Annotated in this window: 16 protein-coding genes; 8 read left to right on the top strand and 8 right to left on the bottom strand. The window is 56.9% G+C overall.

Features of this window, described 5'->3' with window-relative positions; genetic code table 11:
- The first annotated feature begins 32 nt into the window (after positions 1-32).
- Genes puhA through hemA form a run of 7 tightly spaced genes read left to right on the top strand, consistent with a single transcriptional unit; the run spans position 33 to position 5,490 of the window.
- The gene (puhA, locus tag Q0778_RS12950) at positions 33-866 is read left to right on the top strand and encodes a photosynthetic reaction center subunit H (RefSeq protein WP_298301217.1); all 834 of its coding nucleotides are present in this window, start codon (positions 33-35) and stop codon (positions 864-866) included.
- Positions 857-1,552, top strand: a complete 696-nt coding sequence (gene puhB, locus Q0778_RS12945; RefSeq protein ID WP_298336619.1) for a photosynthetic complex putative assembly protein PuhB — start codon at positions 857-859, stop codon at positions 1,550-1,552. Before puhA ends, puhB begins: the two co-directional genes overlap by 10 nt.
- Positions 1,549-2,031, top strand: a complete 483-nt coding sequence (puhC, locus tag Q0778_RS12940; protein ID WP_298336617.1) for a photosynthetic complex assembly protein PuhC — start codon at positions 1,549-1,551, stop codon at positions 2,029-2,031. Before puhB ends, puhC begins: the two co-directional genes overlap by 4 nt.
- A complete protein-coding gene (locus Q0778_RS12935; protein ID WP_298336615.1) occupies positions 2,031-2,369 on the top strand; it encodes a hypothetical protein in 339 nt (112 codons plus the stop codon). The genes puhC and Q0778_RS12935 overlap by 1 nt, the downstream gene beginning before the upstream one ends.
- Positions 2,366-3,454 (top strand): magnesium-protoporphyrin IX monomethyl ester (oxidative) cyclase, encoded by a 1,089-nt coding sequence (gene acsF / locus Q0778_RS12930; RefSeq protein ID WP_298336613.1) that lies wholly within the window; start codon positions 2,366-2,368, stop codon positions 3,452-3,454. Before Q0778_RS12935 ends, acsF begins: the two co-directional genes overlap by 4 nt.
- Positions 3,448-4,227 (top strand): putative photosynthetic complex assembly protein PuhE, encoded by a 780-nt coding sequence (puhE, locus tag Q0778_RS12925; protein WP_298301207.1) that lies wholly within the window; start codon positions 3,448-3,450, stop codon positions 4,225-4,227. The genes acsF and puhE overlap by 7 nt, the downstream gene beginning before the upstream one ends.
- Positions 4,228-4,269: 42 nt before the next feature.
- Positions 4,270-5,490 (top strand): 5-aminolevulinate synthase, encoded by a 1,221-nt coding sequence (hemA, locus tag Q0778_RS12920; protein WP_298336611.1) that lies wholly within the window; start codon positions 4,270-4,272, stop codon positions 5,488-5,490.
- Between the two features lie 97 nt (positions 5,491-5,587).
- On the opposite strand, the gene Q0778_RS12915 is transcribed toward hemA, so the two are convergent.
- Complete coding sequence (locus tag Q0778_RS12915; RefSeq protein ID WP_298336608.1) at positions 5,588-6,061, bottom strand: cytochrome c family protein; 474 nt, start codon at positions 6,059-6,061, stop codon at positions 5,588-5,590.
- A 295-nt stretch (positions 6,062-6,356) separates the two neighbouring features.
- Between Q0778_RS12915 and Q0778_RS12910 the strand changes: the two genes are divergently transcribed.
- Positions 6,357-7,214, top strand: a complete 858-nt coding sequence (locus Q0778_RS12910; protein WP_298336605.1) for a DUF1499 domain-containing protein — start codon at positions 6,357-6,359, stop codon at positions 7,212-7,214.
- A 4-nt stretch (positions 7,215-7,218) separates the two neighbouring features.
- Here the strand turns inward: Q0778_RS12910 and Q0778_RS12905 are convergent, their stop codons facing one another.
- The 7 genes from Q0778_RS12905 to Q0778_RS12875 form a co-directional block, all read right to left on the bottom strand.
- Complete coding sequence (locus tag Q0778_RS12905; RefSeq protein ID WP_298336601.1) at positions 7,219-7,845, bottom strand: CDP-alcohol phosphatidyltransferase family protein; 627 nt, start codon at positions 7,843-7,845, stop codon at positions 7,219-7,221.
- Positions 7,821-9,095 carry a nucleoside transporter C-terminal domain-containing protein gene (locus Q0778_RS12900; protein ID WP_298336598.1) on the bottom strand — a complete coding sequence of 425 codons (1,275 nt, stop codon included), beginning with the start codon at positions 9,093-9,095 and terminating at the stop codon, positions 7,821-7,823. The genes Q0778_RS12905 and Q0778_RS12900 overlap by 25 nt, the downstream gene beginning before the upstream one ends.
- A 30-nt stretch (positions 9,096-9,125) precedes the next feature.
- Positions 9,126-11,264: a bifunctional TVP38/TMEM64 family protein/FAD-dependent oxidoreductase gene (locus tag Q0778_RS12895; RefSeq protein ID WP_298336596.1), complete on the bottom strand. Its 2,139-nt coding sequence runs from the start codon at positions 11,262-11,264 to the stop codon at positions 9,126-9,128.
- 104 nt (positions 11,265-11,368) lie between these two features.
- A complete protein-coding gene (locus tag Q0778_RS12890; protein ID WP_298336593.1) occupies positions 11,369-12,466 on the bottom strand; it encodes an FAD-dependent oxidoreductase in 1,098 nt (365 codons plus the stop codon).
- A 264-nt stretch (positions 12,467-12,730) separates the two neighbouring features.
- A complete protein-coding gene (locus Q0778_RS12885) occupies positions 12,731-13,294 on the bottom strand; it encodes a nucleotidyltransferase family protein (protein ID WP_298301189.1) in 564 nt (187 codons plus the stop codon).
- Positions 13,276-14,217, bottom strand: a complete 942-nt coding sequence (locus Q0778_RS12880; RefSeq protein ID WP_298336590.1) for an XdhC family protein — start codon at positions 14,215-14,217, stop codon at positions 13,276-13,278. The genes Q0778_RS12885 and Q0778_RS12880 overlap by 19 nt, the downstream gene beginning before the upstream one ends.
- Positions 14,218-14,235: 18 nt before the next feature.
- Positions 14,236-14,697 (bottom strand): c-type cytochrome, encoded by a 462-nt coding sequence (locus tag Q0778_RS12875; RefSeq protein WP_298301184.1) that lies wholly within the window; start codon positions 14,695-14,697, stop codon positions 14,236-14,238.
- Positions 14,698-14,718: the final 21 nt, after the last annotated feature.

Raw genomic sequence — 14,718 nt, 5'->3', positions numbered from 1 at the left:
AGAGGCTCCTTCAAAAACCAAAGGAAAGTACCATGGGTAACGTATACATTGCCGGGCTTTTTGACGTAGCCGAGCTGAGCGTCATTTTGTTTTTCGTCTTCTTTGTCGGACTGGTAATCTATCTCAATCGCGAGAGTCGACGCGAAGGTTACCCGCTTGAGCACGAGCAAAGCGGGCTAATTGATCGCGGATTGCCATTGTCTGATGGCGGCAAGAAGACATTCGATTTGCCGCACGGCCGCGGAAGTTACACGCCAGAAGATGCGCCTCGTGATGAGCTTTCCAAAGTCGAGAACATTCCCGCCAAGCAAGCTTGGGGCGGTACGGGTGCCCCCTGGGTTCCAGAGGGCGACGCGATGGCCGATGGTCTTGGCACCGCCGCCTACGCTCAGCGCGAGGATTATCCTGATCTCACCGTGGATGGGCACCCTCGTATTGTTCCCATTGGTGATGCGGTGCACGGGATTGAAATCGCCGAGCAGGACCAAAACCCCGTCGGACTTGCCGTTTATGGCGCCGATAAAAAGATGGCAGGCGAAGTGAGCGATGTCTGGGTCGATCAGGCCGAGCACATGATCCGCTATCTCGAAATCACCACCAATTCGGGCAAGAAAGTGCTCGCGCCGATGGCCTATGCCGCGGTGCAAGGCACCAAATGGCTCGGCGGTCTTGGTGGACTCTTGCCGATTGTTGACGATCAAACCGCGCTCATCGACATCGAAGCGATCCGCTCCGACCAGTTCGATAGCGTTCCTGCCATTGCCAAAGCTGGCCAGATCACTCGTCTCGAGGAAGACAAGATCCAGGCCTATTACGGCGGTGGCTATCTCCATGCATTGCCGGAGCGATCAGAGCCATGGATCTAAGCACCACGCCAGAACGCACGTTGTCTAAGACAGCACAAGAGCTCGAAGAGGCAGGCCCGGCCGCCCATGGTGATCCCATGGGCACGCCAAGCCACGAAGAGAAAGTCTTGTGGAAGGGGCGGCCCGATTTGCCGGTTTTTGCCCGCACGGCCTTTCACACCCGCACCGTCGGGCTCTATTTTGCCGCGCTCGTCGTGATCTCGATGGCGCTTGGCAATATGGGCACTGCGATTGTGTGCGCAGTGCTTGGCGTTCTGGCAGTTGCTATTCTCTATGGTCTTGCGTGGCTGAGCGCGCGCACCACACTTTATATCTTGACCGATGCACGGCTGATCATGCGCATCGGCATGGCGATAGAGACCCGGGTCAATCTGCCTTTAAGACATGTGCAATCGGCGAACTTGAAAGCACGCGGCGAGAGCCATGGCGATATTGCTCTGATGCTCGGCGGTGAGCGGTTGCTCGGTTACGCCCTGCTTTGGCCGCACGCCCGGCCTTGGCGCTATGCCAGCCCAGAGCCAATGCTGCGCGCTGTGCCCGAGGCGGAGAAGGTTGCGCGCATTCTGGCGGAGGCCTGCGCCAAGCACGTGCCTGTCGAGCAAAATTTGATGCAGATCAATGAAGCGCAGGATGGGGTCGCAGATAGCGTCCTCACCGATGCCGAAATGAGAGGAGCGCTTACGTGATTGTACGCGAGTATGAAGAGGACGAGATCACCGTCCACCGCTTTCCGCTGCTCCTCATGGGCGGGCTCATCGCGATAACTCTCGCGCTGACATCGGCTGTGAGCTTTGGCTTCTTTGAACGGCAAGCCATCCCCAGCGAAGCGCGAGCGGCCTCTGGCGCTACAGCGACGGCAACACGCTCGCTCCTTTTCTTCGATGAGCGCGATGGTACCGTGCGGGTCGAGGATGCCGCCAGCCGGGAGGAGATCGCGCGCTTTGGTCCCGGCACAGGCGGCTTCGTTCGCACAACAGTCCGCAGTCTGGTCTATCAACGGCGGGTCAACGGTATTGGCCGCTCGGTGCCGTTTGAGCTCATCGAATGGGACAACAACATGCTCACCTTGCGTGACACTACGACGGGCGAAAGCGTTGAGCTCGGCTCATTCGGAAAAGGCAATCGCACCACCTTCGCCAACTTCTTGGAAAACAGGAGCAATTGATGGCGACAATAGCAGTCTCGGGATCGACTGATATTAACGGCTTTACGCCGCCGGATGCGCGCGTGTTTGACGCGCCGTGCATCATTACCGTCGAACAAAGCTCACTTCATTTCCATGCCCATGTGGAAATGCCCGAAAGTGTTCTGATGGAGCCGGGCGACAAAGTGCGTGTGCATGGCGACCCGATCTCCATACCCTTTGGCAGCCGTGAAGTGTTCGAACGCACAGCCACGGTGACCCGTGCAGGGCCGGTGAAGCGCGTGCTCACCAAAGTCGCCGCCTATTTCGACTTGGCCGAGCTCTACGAAGTCAGCTTTAACGCCGGGAGGATCAAATGAACGCGCAAACCGAAGTCAAAGCAGATCCGAACCAAAAGATGATGACCAGCGATGAAGCGATGGCGCTTGCGACACAGGACACCGTGCTGACCCCGCGTTTCTACACCACCGATTTTGACGCTCTTGATGCCATAGATGTGAGCCTTGTTCGCGAAGAATGGGACCAACTAATCGCCGATATGGTCGGCGATCCGAACAAGACCCATTTCCGTCACAAGGACGATTTTGCGGGCATTATTGAAGGGCTCGAGCCGGAGTTGCGTGCCGAGTTCACTGATTTCCTCGTAAGTTCGATGACCTCTGAATTTTCCGGCTGTGTGCTCTATGCCGAAATTGCCAAGCGCACCAAAAACCCGGACGTGAAGCAGCTTTTCAAACTGCTTGCGCGTGATGAAAGCCGGCATGCTGGCTTCATCAATGAAAGCCTCAAAGATGCTGGCATCGGAGTTGATCTGGGCTTCCTCACCAAGACAAAGAAGTACACATACTTCCGACCGAAGTTCATTTGGTATGCGGTCTATCTGTCGGAGAAGATCGGATATGCGCGCTACATCACGATTTACCGACACCTCGAAAAGCATCCAGAGAACAAGTTCCACCCAATCTTCGATTGGTTTGAGGAATGGTGCAATGATGAATTCCGCCATGGTGAAGCCTTTGCCATGCTGATGCGCGCAGACCCCAAATTGCTTGAAGGCCACAACAAGCTTTGGATCCGGTTCTTCCTCTTGTCGGTCTACGCTACAATGTACGTGCGCGATCACGCTCGGCCTGTGTTCCATAAGGCCTTAGGCGTTGACCCGACCGAATATGATTACGAAGTTTTCGACATCTGCAACACAATCGCGCGTCAGGTCTATCCAGTGGAATTGGACATCGACGATCCGAAGTTCCGCGCTCGGATGGAAGCTCTTCGGCAAGCCGCGCTCCGCATCGAAGACGGAAAGGCGCAAGGAGGCATTGGCGGCTTGATGAAACGGGCAAGCGGTATGGCCGGTGCTGGCTACAACTTTGTCCGTATGTACTTCCAGCGCCCAAAAACCCACAGACTGCCCGCAAAGATCAGGCTTCAACCTGCATGGTGAGTTGGAGCGGCCATATTGTCCCGGTTATCGTGACGCTGGCCATTTGGTTCATGGCAACCGGGCTTATCGCCTGGGTCGACAGCCGTGCACGAGGCACCTTCCGCCGAAGCGTCGCTGTTGGCGGGGTGGTGGGAATAGCCGGGCTTGTCGCGATCCTCTTTTCATCAGGGACTGTGGGGGTCGGCGCTGTTTATGTGAGCTTTGTTGGCGCCTTAATGGTGTGGGGGTGGCATGAAATCGGCTTTCTTACTGGCGCGGCAGCTGGCCCGCGGCGTGAGGCTCAATCGCTTGGCGTGCGCGGTATTGAACGCTTCACTGAGGCGAGTGCCACTGTCATGCACCATGAGATTGCTCTGGCATTCACCGCGTTGATGCTGATCTCGCTCTCGTGGAACGCGCCCAATCAGATTGGGGCGACGGTTTTTGTACTCATGTTCGGCCTGAGGCTATCCTCCAAGATCAACCTATTTGTCGGCGTACCCAACTCATCACTGGAGATGATGCCGGAGCATTTAGGCTATCTGAAAAGCTACTTCGGCGGCAATCGCATGACGCTTTTGCTCTGCGCTTCGATCGCCGGAACCATCGCTTTGGCAGCGTGGTTCGCATCGCTCGCCATGGCAGCACCTGCAGGCAGCCCAGAGATGGTGGGAGCCAGCCTGCTGACCGCGCTGTGCCTTCTCGGCGTAATCGAACACCTTTTCCTTGCCCTGCCGTTTCGAGACGGGATGCTGTGGGGCTGGGCCTTCAAACGCAGGAGCGATCCTGTATGAACACCAACCAAAATATTACCATGAGAGAACAGGGGAACACCCATGGACTTTGATGCATTTTTCGCGAAAGAACTGGACGGCGTTCGCGAAGAGGGACGCTATCGCGTCTTCACCGATATCAAGCGGCACTGCGGCAAGTTTCCACACGCCACCCGTTTCGTCGAAGACGGGACGCAAGCGGTCACCGTTTGGTGCTCCAATGACTATCTCGGCATGGGGCAGCACCCCAAGGTAATCGAAGCAATGCATTCAACGCTCGACGAATGCGGCGCGGGTGCAGGGGGCACGCGCAATATCTCGGGCACTAATCACTACCATGTGGAGCTTGAGGCCGAGCTTGCCGATCTGCACGGTAAGGAAAGCGCTCTGCTGTTCACATCGGGCTATGTCTCGAACTGGGCGGGCCTTGGCACTCTGGCGAGCAAGATCCCGGGCTGTGTAGTGTTCTCCGATGCTCTCAACCATGCATCCATGATCGAAGGTATTCGCCACAGCCGCGCGCCCTACAAGATTTGGAAGCACAATGATGTCGAGGATCTCGACCGGCTGCTCTCAGAATACCCTGCCGACACACCCAAGCTGGTCGCCTTCGAAAGCGTCTATTCGATGGATGGCGACATCGCCCCAATCGAGGCAATCCTCGGCGTGTGTGAAAAACATGGGGCGATGAGCTATATCGACGAAGTGCACGCGGTTGGCCTTTACGGCCCACGCGGCGGCGGTGTTGCGGAGCAAGAAGGTCTAATGGACCGCATCACCGTGATCGAAGGCACGCTTGGCAAGGCCTTTGGCGTGATGGGCGGTTATATCGCAGCGAGCCGTGACCTGGTTGATTTTGTGCGCAGTTTTGCAAGCGGCTTTATCTTCTCAACCGCCCTGCCCCCTGCTGTAGCGGCGGGCGCGGCGGCCAGCATCAGGCACTTGAAGGAAAGCAATGCGGAGCGTGAACTTCAACGTGAACGGGTCAAGGAAGTGCGTCGTCAGCTTGATATGATGAACATTCCACATCTGCCCAATCCGAGCCACATCATCCCGGTGATGGTCGGCGATGCGGCCAAGTGCAAGATGATCAGCGACTGGCTGATGGATAATCACGGCATCTATGTCCAGCCGATCAACTATCCGACCGTGCCAGTGGGCACAGAGCGACTGCGCCTAACACCATCGCCTGTGCACGACACAGGTGACGTCACCCGACTTATCAATGCGCTTAGCGAAATCTGGTCGCAATGTGAGTTGGCACGCGGTCGTATCGCAGCTTGATTTCCCGTTCCTCGAAACAAACAAAAAGGGCCTCGTGGCAGCCCACGAGGCACTTTTTTACTATCGAGCATCAAAGCCCGGAGTTTACAAGCCGACCTTAGTCGTCGCTTGCTTCGAGATAAGCGATGACATCAGCGCGATCTTGCGGGTTTTTGAGGCCAGGGAACGCCATCCGCGTACCGGGCATGAACTCGCGCGGCGCTTCGAGATATTCGAACATCACTTCTGGGGTCCATGTGACACCACTGTTCGCGTTCGCATCTGAATAGCGGAAGCCTTCGATTGTGCCAGCGGTCCGGCCAATCACGCCGTAGAGTGACGGACCAACGCCATTCTTGCCTTCGTCGATCAAGTGGCAGGTGCGGCACTGAGCAAACACGGTTTCGCCAGCAGCAGCATCGCCAGTAAGGTCAGCAAAGGCGACATCAGAAGGTGGTTCCGGAACTTCGACTTCAGCGACCTCTTCGACCGATTCTTCTGCTGGAGCGTCTGCTTCGGGCTGCTTGCCACCGCACGCAGCCAGTGCGAGTACAGCGGGTGCCAGGACCGCGCTCATAACAATCTTACGCATTGGACTTCTTCCCTTTTCAAGTTCGAGACGAACTGATCTCACGCATCTGAGAAAAGCCCGTCTGATCTGTATCCCACGACAACAGGTTAGAGACCTTGCCGCCGTAATTCAACGAGTTCCGTAGCGGTCCCTCGTGTGAACTTGATAGGTGTAACGAGTGTTCCTTGGGCTGGTTCCCCAGAGTACTTGCAAATTTTCATATCAAGTAAACACGGGCCGCCTGGGTGCCTCAAAACGGGGAGAAGCATTCTCGTCTGGATTGCCTTTGCGCCCCGTGACGCTAAACACTGAGTTCATGAAAAATCTACCCTGGTACGCCAAGCTCGTCCTCGCTCTCACAGCATTCCTGCCGCTCTACTTCATGATCGCTGCGATCGGCTCGAAGATCGGCCTTTGGAGTTGGCAAGTGGGCTTGGGCAGCATGACCTTCACTGCGGGTCCTATTCTTGTGGGCATAGCAGCGATTGCCGCGCTGATTGCGCTCATCCTTGGCTTGATCAATTGGTCAGGACGGAAGGCTGAAAAGCAGGACGGAGTTAAGCGCCCTCGCAACAAAGCGGTCATTGTATCCGCGGTTTTAGGTTTGCTCGTGCCGGGCGCCTTTGTCGTCTTTGGAATGTCTGCCTCATCTACTGCAGAAAGCAATCCTATCTACGATGTTTCGACTGATACCGGAAATCCGCCGACCTTTTCCGCCGAGATTATGGCTGAACGTGCAGAAACTGAATCCAATCAGGTCAACGACTATCAGGTGCCGTTGAGCGAGCTTGAAGCGTTTCAATCGCTAAAGAATGACGATGGCGCACAGTCGTTAATCATCCAGAATCACGCGCAGATCATCAACGATATCTATGCCGAGCTTTCGCCACTGCCTTTGGCCGGCGCAAGCAAGGCCGATGCGGTCGCAGCGGTGGCAGCGGCGATGGGATCGATGGGCTTTGTCGATATCCGTCAGGATGCAGATGCAGGCAGAGTTGAGGGTGTTGCAGAGACATTCTGGTACGGCTTCAAAGACGACGTTGTGGCGCGCATTGGTGAGAATGAGATCGACTTCCGCTCAGTCAGCCGGGTGGGCCGCAGCGACCTAGGCGCAAACGCGGCGCGCATTGCCGAACTTCGCGAAAAGGTCACCGCACAGATCGGTCAACGTTAGTGGATCAGCGGAAAGTCGAGATGGCCATCGCGCTGCGTTGAAACACCGTCAGTACGCATAGACCTGCATAGATGTAGGCGATCATAGCGAAATACGCCGGAAACAAGCACATGGCGATGAAGACCGCGATGGTCTCGGTCCCTTCCGCAAGGCCAGTGGAGTAAAAGAAGCTCTTTTTGCCATGGGCCTCTGTCTCTTCGCCGCGCTCGGCTGCGACTACGGCAAAGGCCAGGAAGCTAACACCCGTCAGCACAAAGCTCGCCACAAGAACTAAGGCCGGAAGCGTGTTCTCACTGGCAAGAATACCAAAGCCCAAAGGCACGGAGACATAGAAAGCAAAGTCGGCGACAATGTCGAAATAGCCACCAAGCAGAGTCGGCTCACTTGCCCGTGCGACCGCTCCATCGAGCCCATCAAGCACGCGATTGGCGACGATCAGCGCAAGGCCCAGCCAGATATGCCCCAGAGCAATCGCAGCCGCTCCACCGAGCCCTAGCGCCAGTCCCGTAAAGGTAAGCATATTGGCGCTAATCCCCGCACCCACGAGTGCTCGTCCAACCGCATTCAAGGGGGGATCAATCAGCGGGCGAAGCTTCGCATCAAGCATCAGAAAGTCACTAGACCGATCCATGCGCCGGTCATAGCTGTTGCGATATTGCCCGCGATCCAGCTCTTGATGCCAAGCCCGGCCGCTTCCGCGCGGCGTTCCGGACACAAGGTGCCGATGGTCGAGACGAGCAAGCCAATGCTGGCAAGGTTTGCGAACCCGCACAGCGCGTAGGTAACAATCAAAAGTCCACGTGGAGACAAGGTGCCATCAGGCAGTGCCGCAAGCTCAAGAAACGCGACATACTCATTGAGGATTGCCTTGGTTCCCATCAGACTGCCCGCCGCCTGGGCTTCTGCCCAAGGCACCCCGAGCAGCCACATGAAGGGGGCAAAAATCCATCCAAATATGCGCCTCAACGTGAGCGGCTCGTCACCGATCAACGGGAACAAAGCGAGGATCTGATCAGACAAGGCGACCAGTGCAAAGACCACTATTATGACTGCAATCACAGCAAGGAACAATTGCATCCCATCCATCGTGCCTTTGACGATCGCATCAATGCTCGATGCATAGCTCAGGCCGGGTTCGTCCTCGTCAGAGGCTTCGGTTTTCTGCTCATCTTCGCCCGGCACCATAAAGCGAGCGATCAACAAGGCAGCGGGCAGCGAAACCAGCGAGGCGGAGATCAGATGACCGGTCGCCCCATTGCCCAGCACCCCTTGGAGGGTGCTGGCGTACAGAACCAGAACCGCGCCGCTAATGCTGGCCATGGACAGCACCATGACCTGAAACAGTTCGGCTCGGCCCATCTTCGCAAAATAAGCGCGGACCACCATCGGGCTCTCTACCACGCCAAGAAACAGGTTAGCCCCGCCTGACAGGCCGACGACCCCGCTCACTCCAAGTGTGCGTTGAAGCGTGAAGGATAGCCCCTTCGCCGCCATGCGCAACACTCCCCAATGCCACAGCAATGCAGCAAGGGCAGAGAATACGATCACCAATGGCAATATTTGAAAAGCGATGACGAGCGGTGGTTCAGCCCCATCCTTGAGCGCAAAAGGCACCGGCGCACCACCAAGGTAGCCAAACATGTAGGATGATCCGGCAAGGGTCGCTTTCTCGATTGCACGAACGCCATCATTGGCGGCTTCCATCAACGTCCAGATAAATGGCACGCGCACGATCAGAAGTGCGAGTGCGAGTTGTAGCCCCAGCGCTCCCAATATCCATTTGGCTCCGGGACGACTGCCTCGATCCTCGCTCAAGCCCCATGCAAGAAGAAGCAGCACCGCAATGCCAATTATCCCGCGAAATTGGTCGAACAGTTCCACGCCCCCGCGTCTCCCCCAATCCCAACGGCTCTAGCCGCGGCGCCAATCGTGATATCTCTCCACCCATGCAAGGAGCTTTTCAGGTTTCCGCGCCTTCTTCCATTCGCCAGCAGCAAATTTGTTACCTTCGGCCATGGTTGGATAGGGGTGGATCGTGCCGAGGATCTTGTTGAGGCCCAGCTTGTGCTTCATCGCAAGGGTGTATTCGGCCAGCATCTCGCCTGCGTTCATGCCAACAATAGTCGCACCAAGGATGGTGTCCTTGCCCGGTTTGGTGAGCACTTTGACAAAGCCCTTCACCTCATTCTCGGCAATCGCGCGGTCTAGGTCATCAAGATCATATTGGGTGACTTCGTACGCGATATCCTGTTCCTTCGCCTCGGTCTCATTAAGACCGACGCGGGCGATCTCAGGATCGAGGAAAGTCACCGCCGGGATCACTGAATAGTCGGCCTTGAATTTTTTGAACATGCCGAACAGCGCATTGACGCTCGCAAACCATGCCTGATGGCTGGCGGTATGGGTGAACTGGAATGGCCCTGCCACATCGCCACAAGCGAAGATGTTGGGGAATTTGGTTGCAAGAAATTCGTCCGTTACGACCGTTTTCTGCGTATCGATGCCAAGCTCCTCAAGGCCGTACCCGCTCAGCCGCGCCGCGCGTCCGACGGCTACGATCAAAGCGTCGTAAGGGACTTCGCTCGTGCCACCACCATGCTCGGTATGAACAATCCCATCGGCAATCTTCACGGCTTGGTGGCCGGTGAGCACCTCAACGCCAGAGTCTTCGAGTGACCTTTGCGCCAAAGCGGAAACCTCCGGGTCTTCCCTGCCCATGATCCGGTCCATCATTTCAATTTGAGTAACCTTCGAGCCAAGCCTTGCGAGGCTCTGTGCGATTTCACAGCCAATTGGTCCGCCGCCCAGAACCGCGACGCGTGCAGGCGGCGTGTCCATCTCAGCAAAGGCGTCCCACATCGTGTCCGAGGTCAGATAATCACTCTCCGATAGCCCTGGAATGGGAGGCACAAACGGTGCGGCACCCGCAGCAATGATGATGCTTTGCGTGGTTAGGCGTTGGGTTTCGCCATCGTTGCGGGCAATCTCAACGGTCCACGGGTCCACGATCTTGGCATAGCCCGAAACACAATCGACGCCGAGACTTTCGTAGCGCTCGACGCTGTCGTGCGGTTCAATGGTTTTTACCGCGTCCATCACGCGAGCAATGGTCTGTTTGAAAGGCACTTTGGGTTCGTGCGCTTCGAGCCCGTATTTGTCAGCATTGCGCATCTGGCTTGCGACCTTGGCGCTCTTGATCAACGCCTTGGACGGGACGCAACCGGTGTTGAGGCAGTCGCCGCCCATCTTATGCGCCTCAACCAGTGTCACCTTGGCTTTGACCGTGGAGGCGATAAGCGAGGAAACGAGACCTGCAGCACCCGCGCCGATGACAACCATATTGCGGTCGAATGTTTTGGGTTTGTTGAAGCCTTTGTAGACCCGGCGTGCGCTGATGAAGCCAACAATTCCCTTTGCGATCCAGGGAACGATGCCGAGAAGCACAAAAGAACCAAGCAGCGCGGGGCTCAACAGCCCGGAAAGACTGTCGATCTGCGCCAACTGCGTGCCTGCATTCACATAGACGATTGTGCCAAGAAGCATGCCAATCTGGCTTACCCAGGCAAAAGTCCAAGTGCGAATGCGGGTTAGACCCATCACGAGGTTGATTACGAAGAATGGTACCAATGGCACCATGCGAAGGGTGAAGAGATAGAACGCGCCGTCCCGTTCAAGCCCAGCATTGATCGATTTCAGACGATCGCCAAAGCGGCCCTCGATAGTGTCCCGGAGGACATAGCGGGAGGCGAGGAATGCCAGCGTTGCGCCCAGCGTTGAGGCAAAAGAGACCACGATTGTGCCTGTGACGAGGCCAAACAGAGCGCCCCCAGCCAACGTCATGATTGCAGCCCCAGGAAGAGAGGCCGCGGTCACACCGACATAGATCAGGAAGAAGATTGCAATGACGAGCGCGGGATTGCTCTCGTAGAAAGCGCTCGCCTCGTCAGATATCCCTTTGAGGCCCTCAAGCGTAAGATAGGTTCCCAAATCAAAGACGAAGTAGGCAGCAATCAGCGCGGCAAAACCGACCAGTATCAGTATCTTTTTCACGAGAACCCCTATTGAGAGCGCAAATAGTATCTGTCGCGTTCGAATTCGCCGGGTATCCCCGGACGGTTACAAACGGCCAAACATAATCGCACTCAAGCCTGAACTTACAGGGACGCGTATTGGGAAATCCAGCGATTGTCGATGGCATGTTTGAGCTTCGCCACCCAGCGACCTTGTGCGGCGAAGGGGCCGTAGCTCAAAATTGCGCTGCCATCGCTGGTGGACAGGAGGTAGAGGCTAGCCCGCCGGGGGCGGTACACCCGGCGTGGTTCTTTACCAGATAGAACAGCCCGCAAATTCTGCGCCAGGATGGGCCCCGCCATCACTGCATGAACGCCCGAATGAGCGACAGCGCGGTCTTGTCTTGCCGCGACATCGCCGGTGGCAAAGACATTGGGGTGAGAGATCGAACGCTGATGTTGATCAACAGAGATAAAACCTTGCGCGTCTGTGGCGAGCCCTCCAGCACCCGGCCAATCCGGCGCACCGCTTCCAAGCGCGGCGACAATCATATCGAAAGGTTCGAGCGAGCCTGCCTCGGTGACCAGGTCGCCGCCTTCCAGTCTCGCATCCACGACCACCAAAGTGATACCTTGGCGAATGAGTTCATTGGCAACTTTGCGCCGCACTGCCGATGAAAGGTTAGGCAATAACCCGTCACGTCCGGTGACCAAAGTCACCTCAGGTTGAGAGCCTTTGCCTTGGCGATTGCGCAGGCCAAAGGCGATCTCGACCCCGCCTGCCCCTCCGCCAACAACAGCAATGCGCCCGGCCTCTTCGCTTTGCTCCAGCCGCTCAACAAAACGGTCAATCGGTCGGACATCCAGAAGGCGTGGATCCTTGCCGAGCAGGTCCTGCGCCCGCCCTACGCCGCCCGTATCAAAAGAGACCAGATCGTATTCGAGCACTTGGCCGCCGCCGGTCTTGATCCAGCGCGCCTCAGGATCAATTCCGGTGCAGGGTCCCAATAGGAGCTGCACTCCGGCCCTTTCGGCCAATGCAGCAAGATCAACCACGCCTTGGTCGCGCCCATATTGACCTGCCAACCAGCCAGGGACCATCCCCGAATACCGTAAATGGCGATAGGGAGTCAGCAAGCTAGCACGCTTGCATGGCAAGCCATTGGTGATCCAATCGGCAAGCACGGCTACATGGGCGTGGCCGCCGCCCACTAGCATGACATTGTTCTGTTTTTCAGACATAGAGCAATGCCATCAGCTATCCGCCATCGGGCCTATGTTGCAAGGCCGATAATAGAACCATCGATTGCACCCGTACGTAAGCTCGGAGCATTACGCCCAATGTCTGCAGTACGTCAGTACATATTTGCACATTTGTACTGGGGCGGCGTTTGATATCTACCCTCAAATCGCATCGATGCTGTATTCCGAACATTCGCTGAGATCATACATTCTGGGCCGAATTGTCATCCAAGCAAAAGGCTATGGGTGGGTAAGACACTCGTTTCATAAGTCTTTGATCGTGTCGATATCCTTTAGCCATTCCGGTGGGCAATCGACTAATGTCCCTTGCTGGAGCAGCATCTGTGCTCCTTGGTCTCCGGTCGACTGAGAGAGAGCTTCGAAATGCGCGCTGCCAAAGATCGCAGGTGGCATGCGTGTGTCGCCTTGTGCGGAGACCGCGATGGCGCTTGGACCAGTGGATGCTTGCATCAAGGCTTCGAAATGCGAGTGCGGAACCAACGGCATATCGGCCAAAGCGATGAGCAACGCGTCAAGCGAAGCCTCCACAGCCGCTCTCGCGGCGCACGACACAGATGTGCCCATCCCCTGCTCTGCGTTTGGGTTGATCATAACGGCGAACCCCTGCTCCCGCCAAGAAGGCTCACAGGGATGAGTCGGCCCCCGGGTTATAACCCATGCATGCTCGAATTCTTTGACCGGGATCGCGAGGGCGGCGTGTTCGGCGAGCATTTTACCTTGGAAGTCTGCAGCAAGCTTGTCGTCTGCCCCGAATCGCTGCGAGGAACCGGCTGCCAATAGGGCAACACCTAAACGTCGGGAGCCCATGAGGTTTCTTCATAGGAACGGATCACTTCGCCGAGTGTGGAGAGCGCAAGCGTATGAGGATCGCGTGAGGAATGGAACAGGCCAATGGGCGCACGGATAGTGTCGAGCTGGTCTTGGGAAACCCCGCGCTTACTTAAGGCCTCATTGCGAAAGGCATGCGCACGCCGCCCCCCCATCGCACCAAGATAAAAGTGCGGCATGGTCAGTGCCTGTTCTATCAGATCGATTTCCCAATCGTGATCGTGGAACAGGAAAACTGTCGCGGTCCACGGGTCACTTTGGAGCAGATCGGTCTGGTTGGTGCGTTCCAGCAAGTGGGCAGCGAAACCGCGCGGCCTAAGCTGCTGAATCAAGCGTTCATCGGGAGTGAGAATACGAGCAGTGCAGCCAAAGGCCGCAGCCATTGTGGCGAGCGCCTCAACCCCTCCCCCGTGACCGATAATCTGAAGATCGGGTCCCGGATAGTGACCGAAGATCGCCTCTCCACCTTCGGGATCGAAGACGGCTTGGTGCCAGTTGGGGACATGTCGAGGTCCCCCGGGCCCCGTCTCGATCGAAAAGGGTGTTCGCGCCTCAATCGATGCGAGGCAGGATTGCACAAAACTCGTGTCTTCAATCACATGGAATGACAGGTCGAGCCCACCCCCACATGGTAATCTGATATCGAGATAGGACGAGCCCGCCCCAAACCGCACCACGCGCGGGGCACCATTGGTGAGCACATCGATAGCCTCTGCGACCACTGCGTTCTCAATACACCCGCCCGATAGAGAGCCGGCAAAGCTGCCGTCCTCAGCAACACCCATAATGGTGCCGGGATTGCGCATCGAAGAGCCTTCAACTCCGCAAACTGTGACTAGCACCATGCGAAGGCCGCGGCTCTGCGCCTCGTTCAAAAACTGGCAGGTTTTGGGCAGGTCCACCTAGCGGGCCTTCTGCGCCTATTCGCCCTGAGCGGCCAGATAGGCGATGATCGCAGCACGCGCTTCATCATCGGGAACAGCGCCCGCCAACATTTCATTGCCCGGAAGGTAGGTCGCAGGATCGGCCAAAAAGCCATCAAGGCTCGCTTCATCCCAAGTTATGTCGGACGAACTGACAGCATCAGAGAAGGAATAGCCTTCGAGACTGCCCGCCTTGCGACCGATCACACCGTAGAGGTTCGGTCCAGCAGCAGAGCGACCATCGGCATCGACCGAGTGACACCCGGTGCAGGCCTGAAACGCATCCTCGCCAAGACTGACGCGACTCACGGCATCGCTAGCTGCCACGTCAACCACTTCCGGCGTTCCGCGTTCACGCACCACAATCTGTTCCACCACCTGCGGTGGCTCCTCCGAAGACCCACACGCAGTGATCATCACGGTGAGCATACACACAGCGATAAGCGCCTTATTTCGCATCCCTAAATGTCTCCCCTGAAC

It is taken from the genome of uncultured Erythrobacter sp., from assembly GCF_947502395.1.
In the GTDB taxonomy this organism is placed as follows: Bacteria; Pseudomonadota; Alphaproteobacteria; order Sphingomonadales; family Sphingomonadaceae; genus Erythrobacter.
The sequence above is the reverse complement of the archived record's forward strand: the minus strand, read 5'-3'. Positions and strand labels throughout refer to the sequence as shown.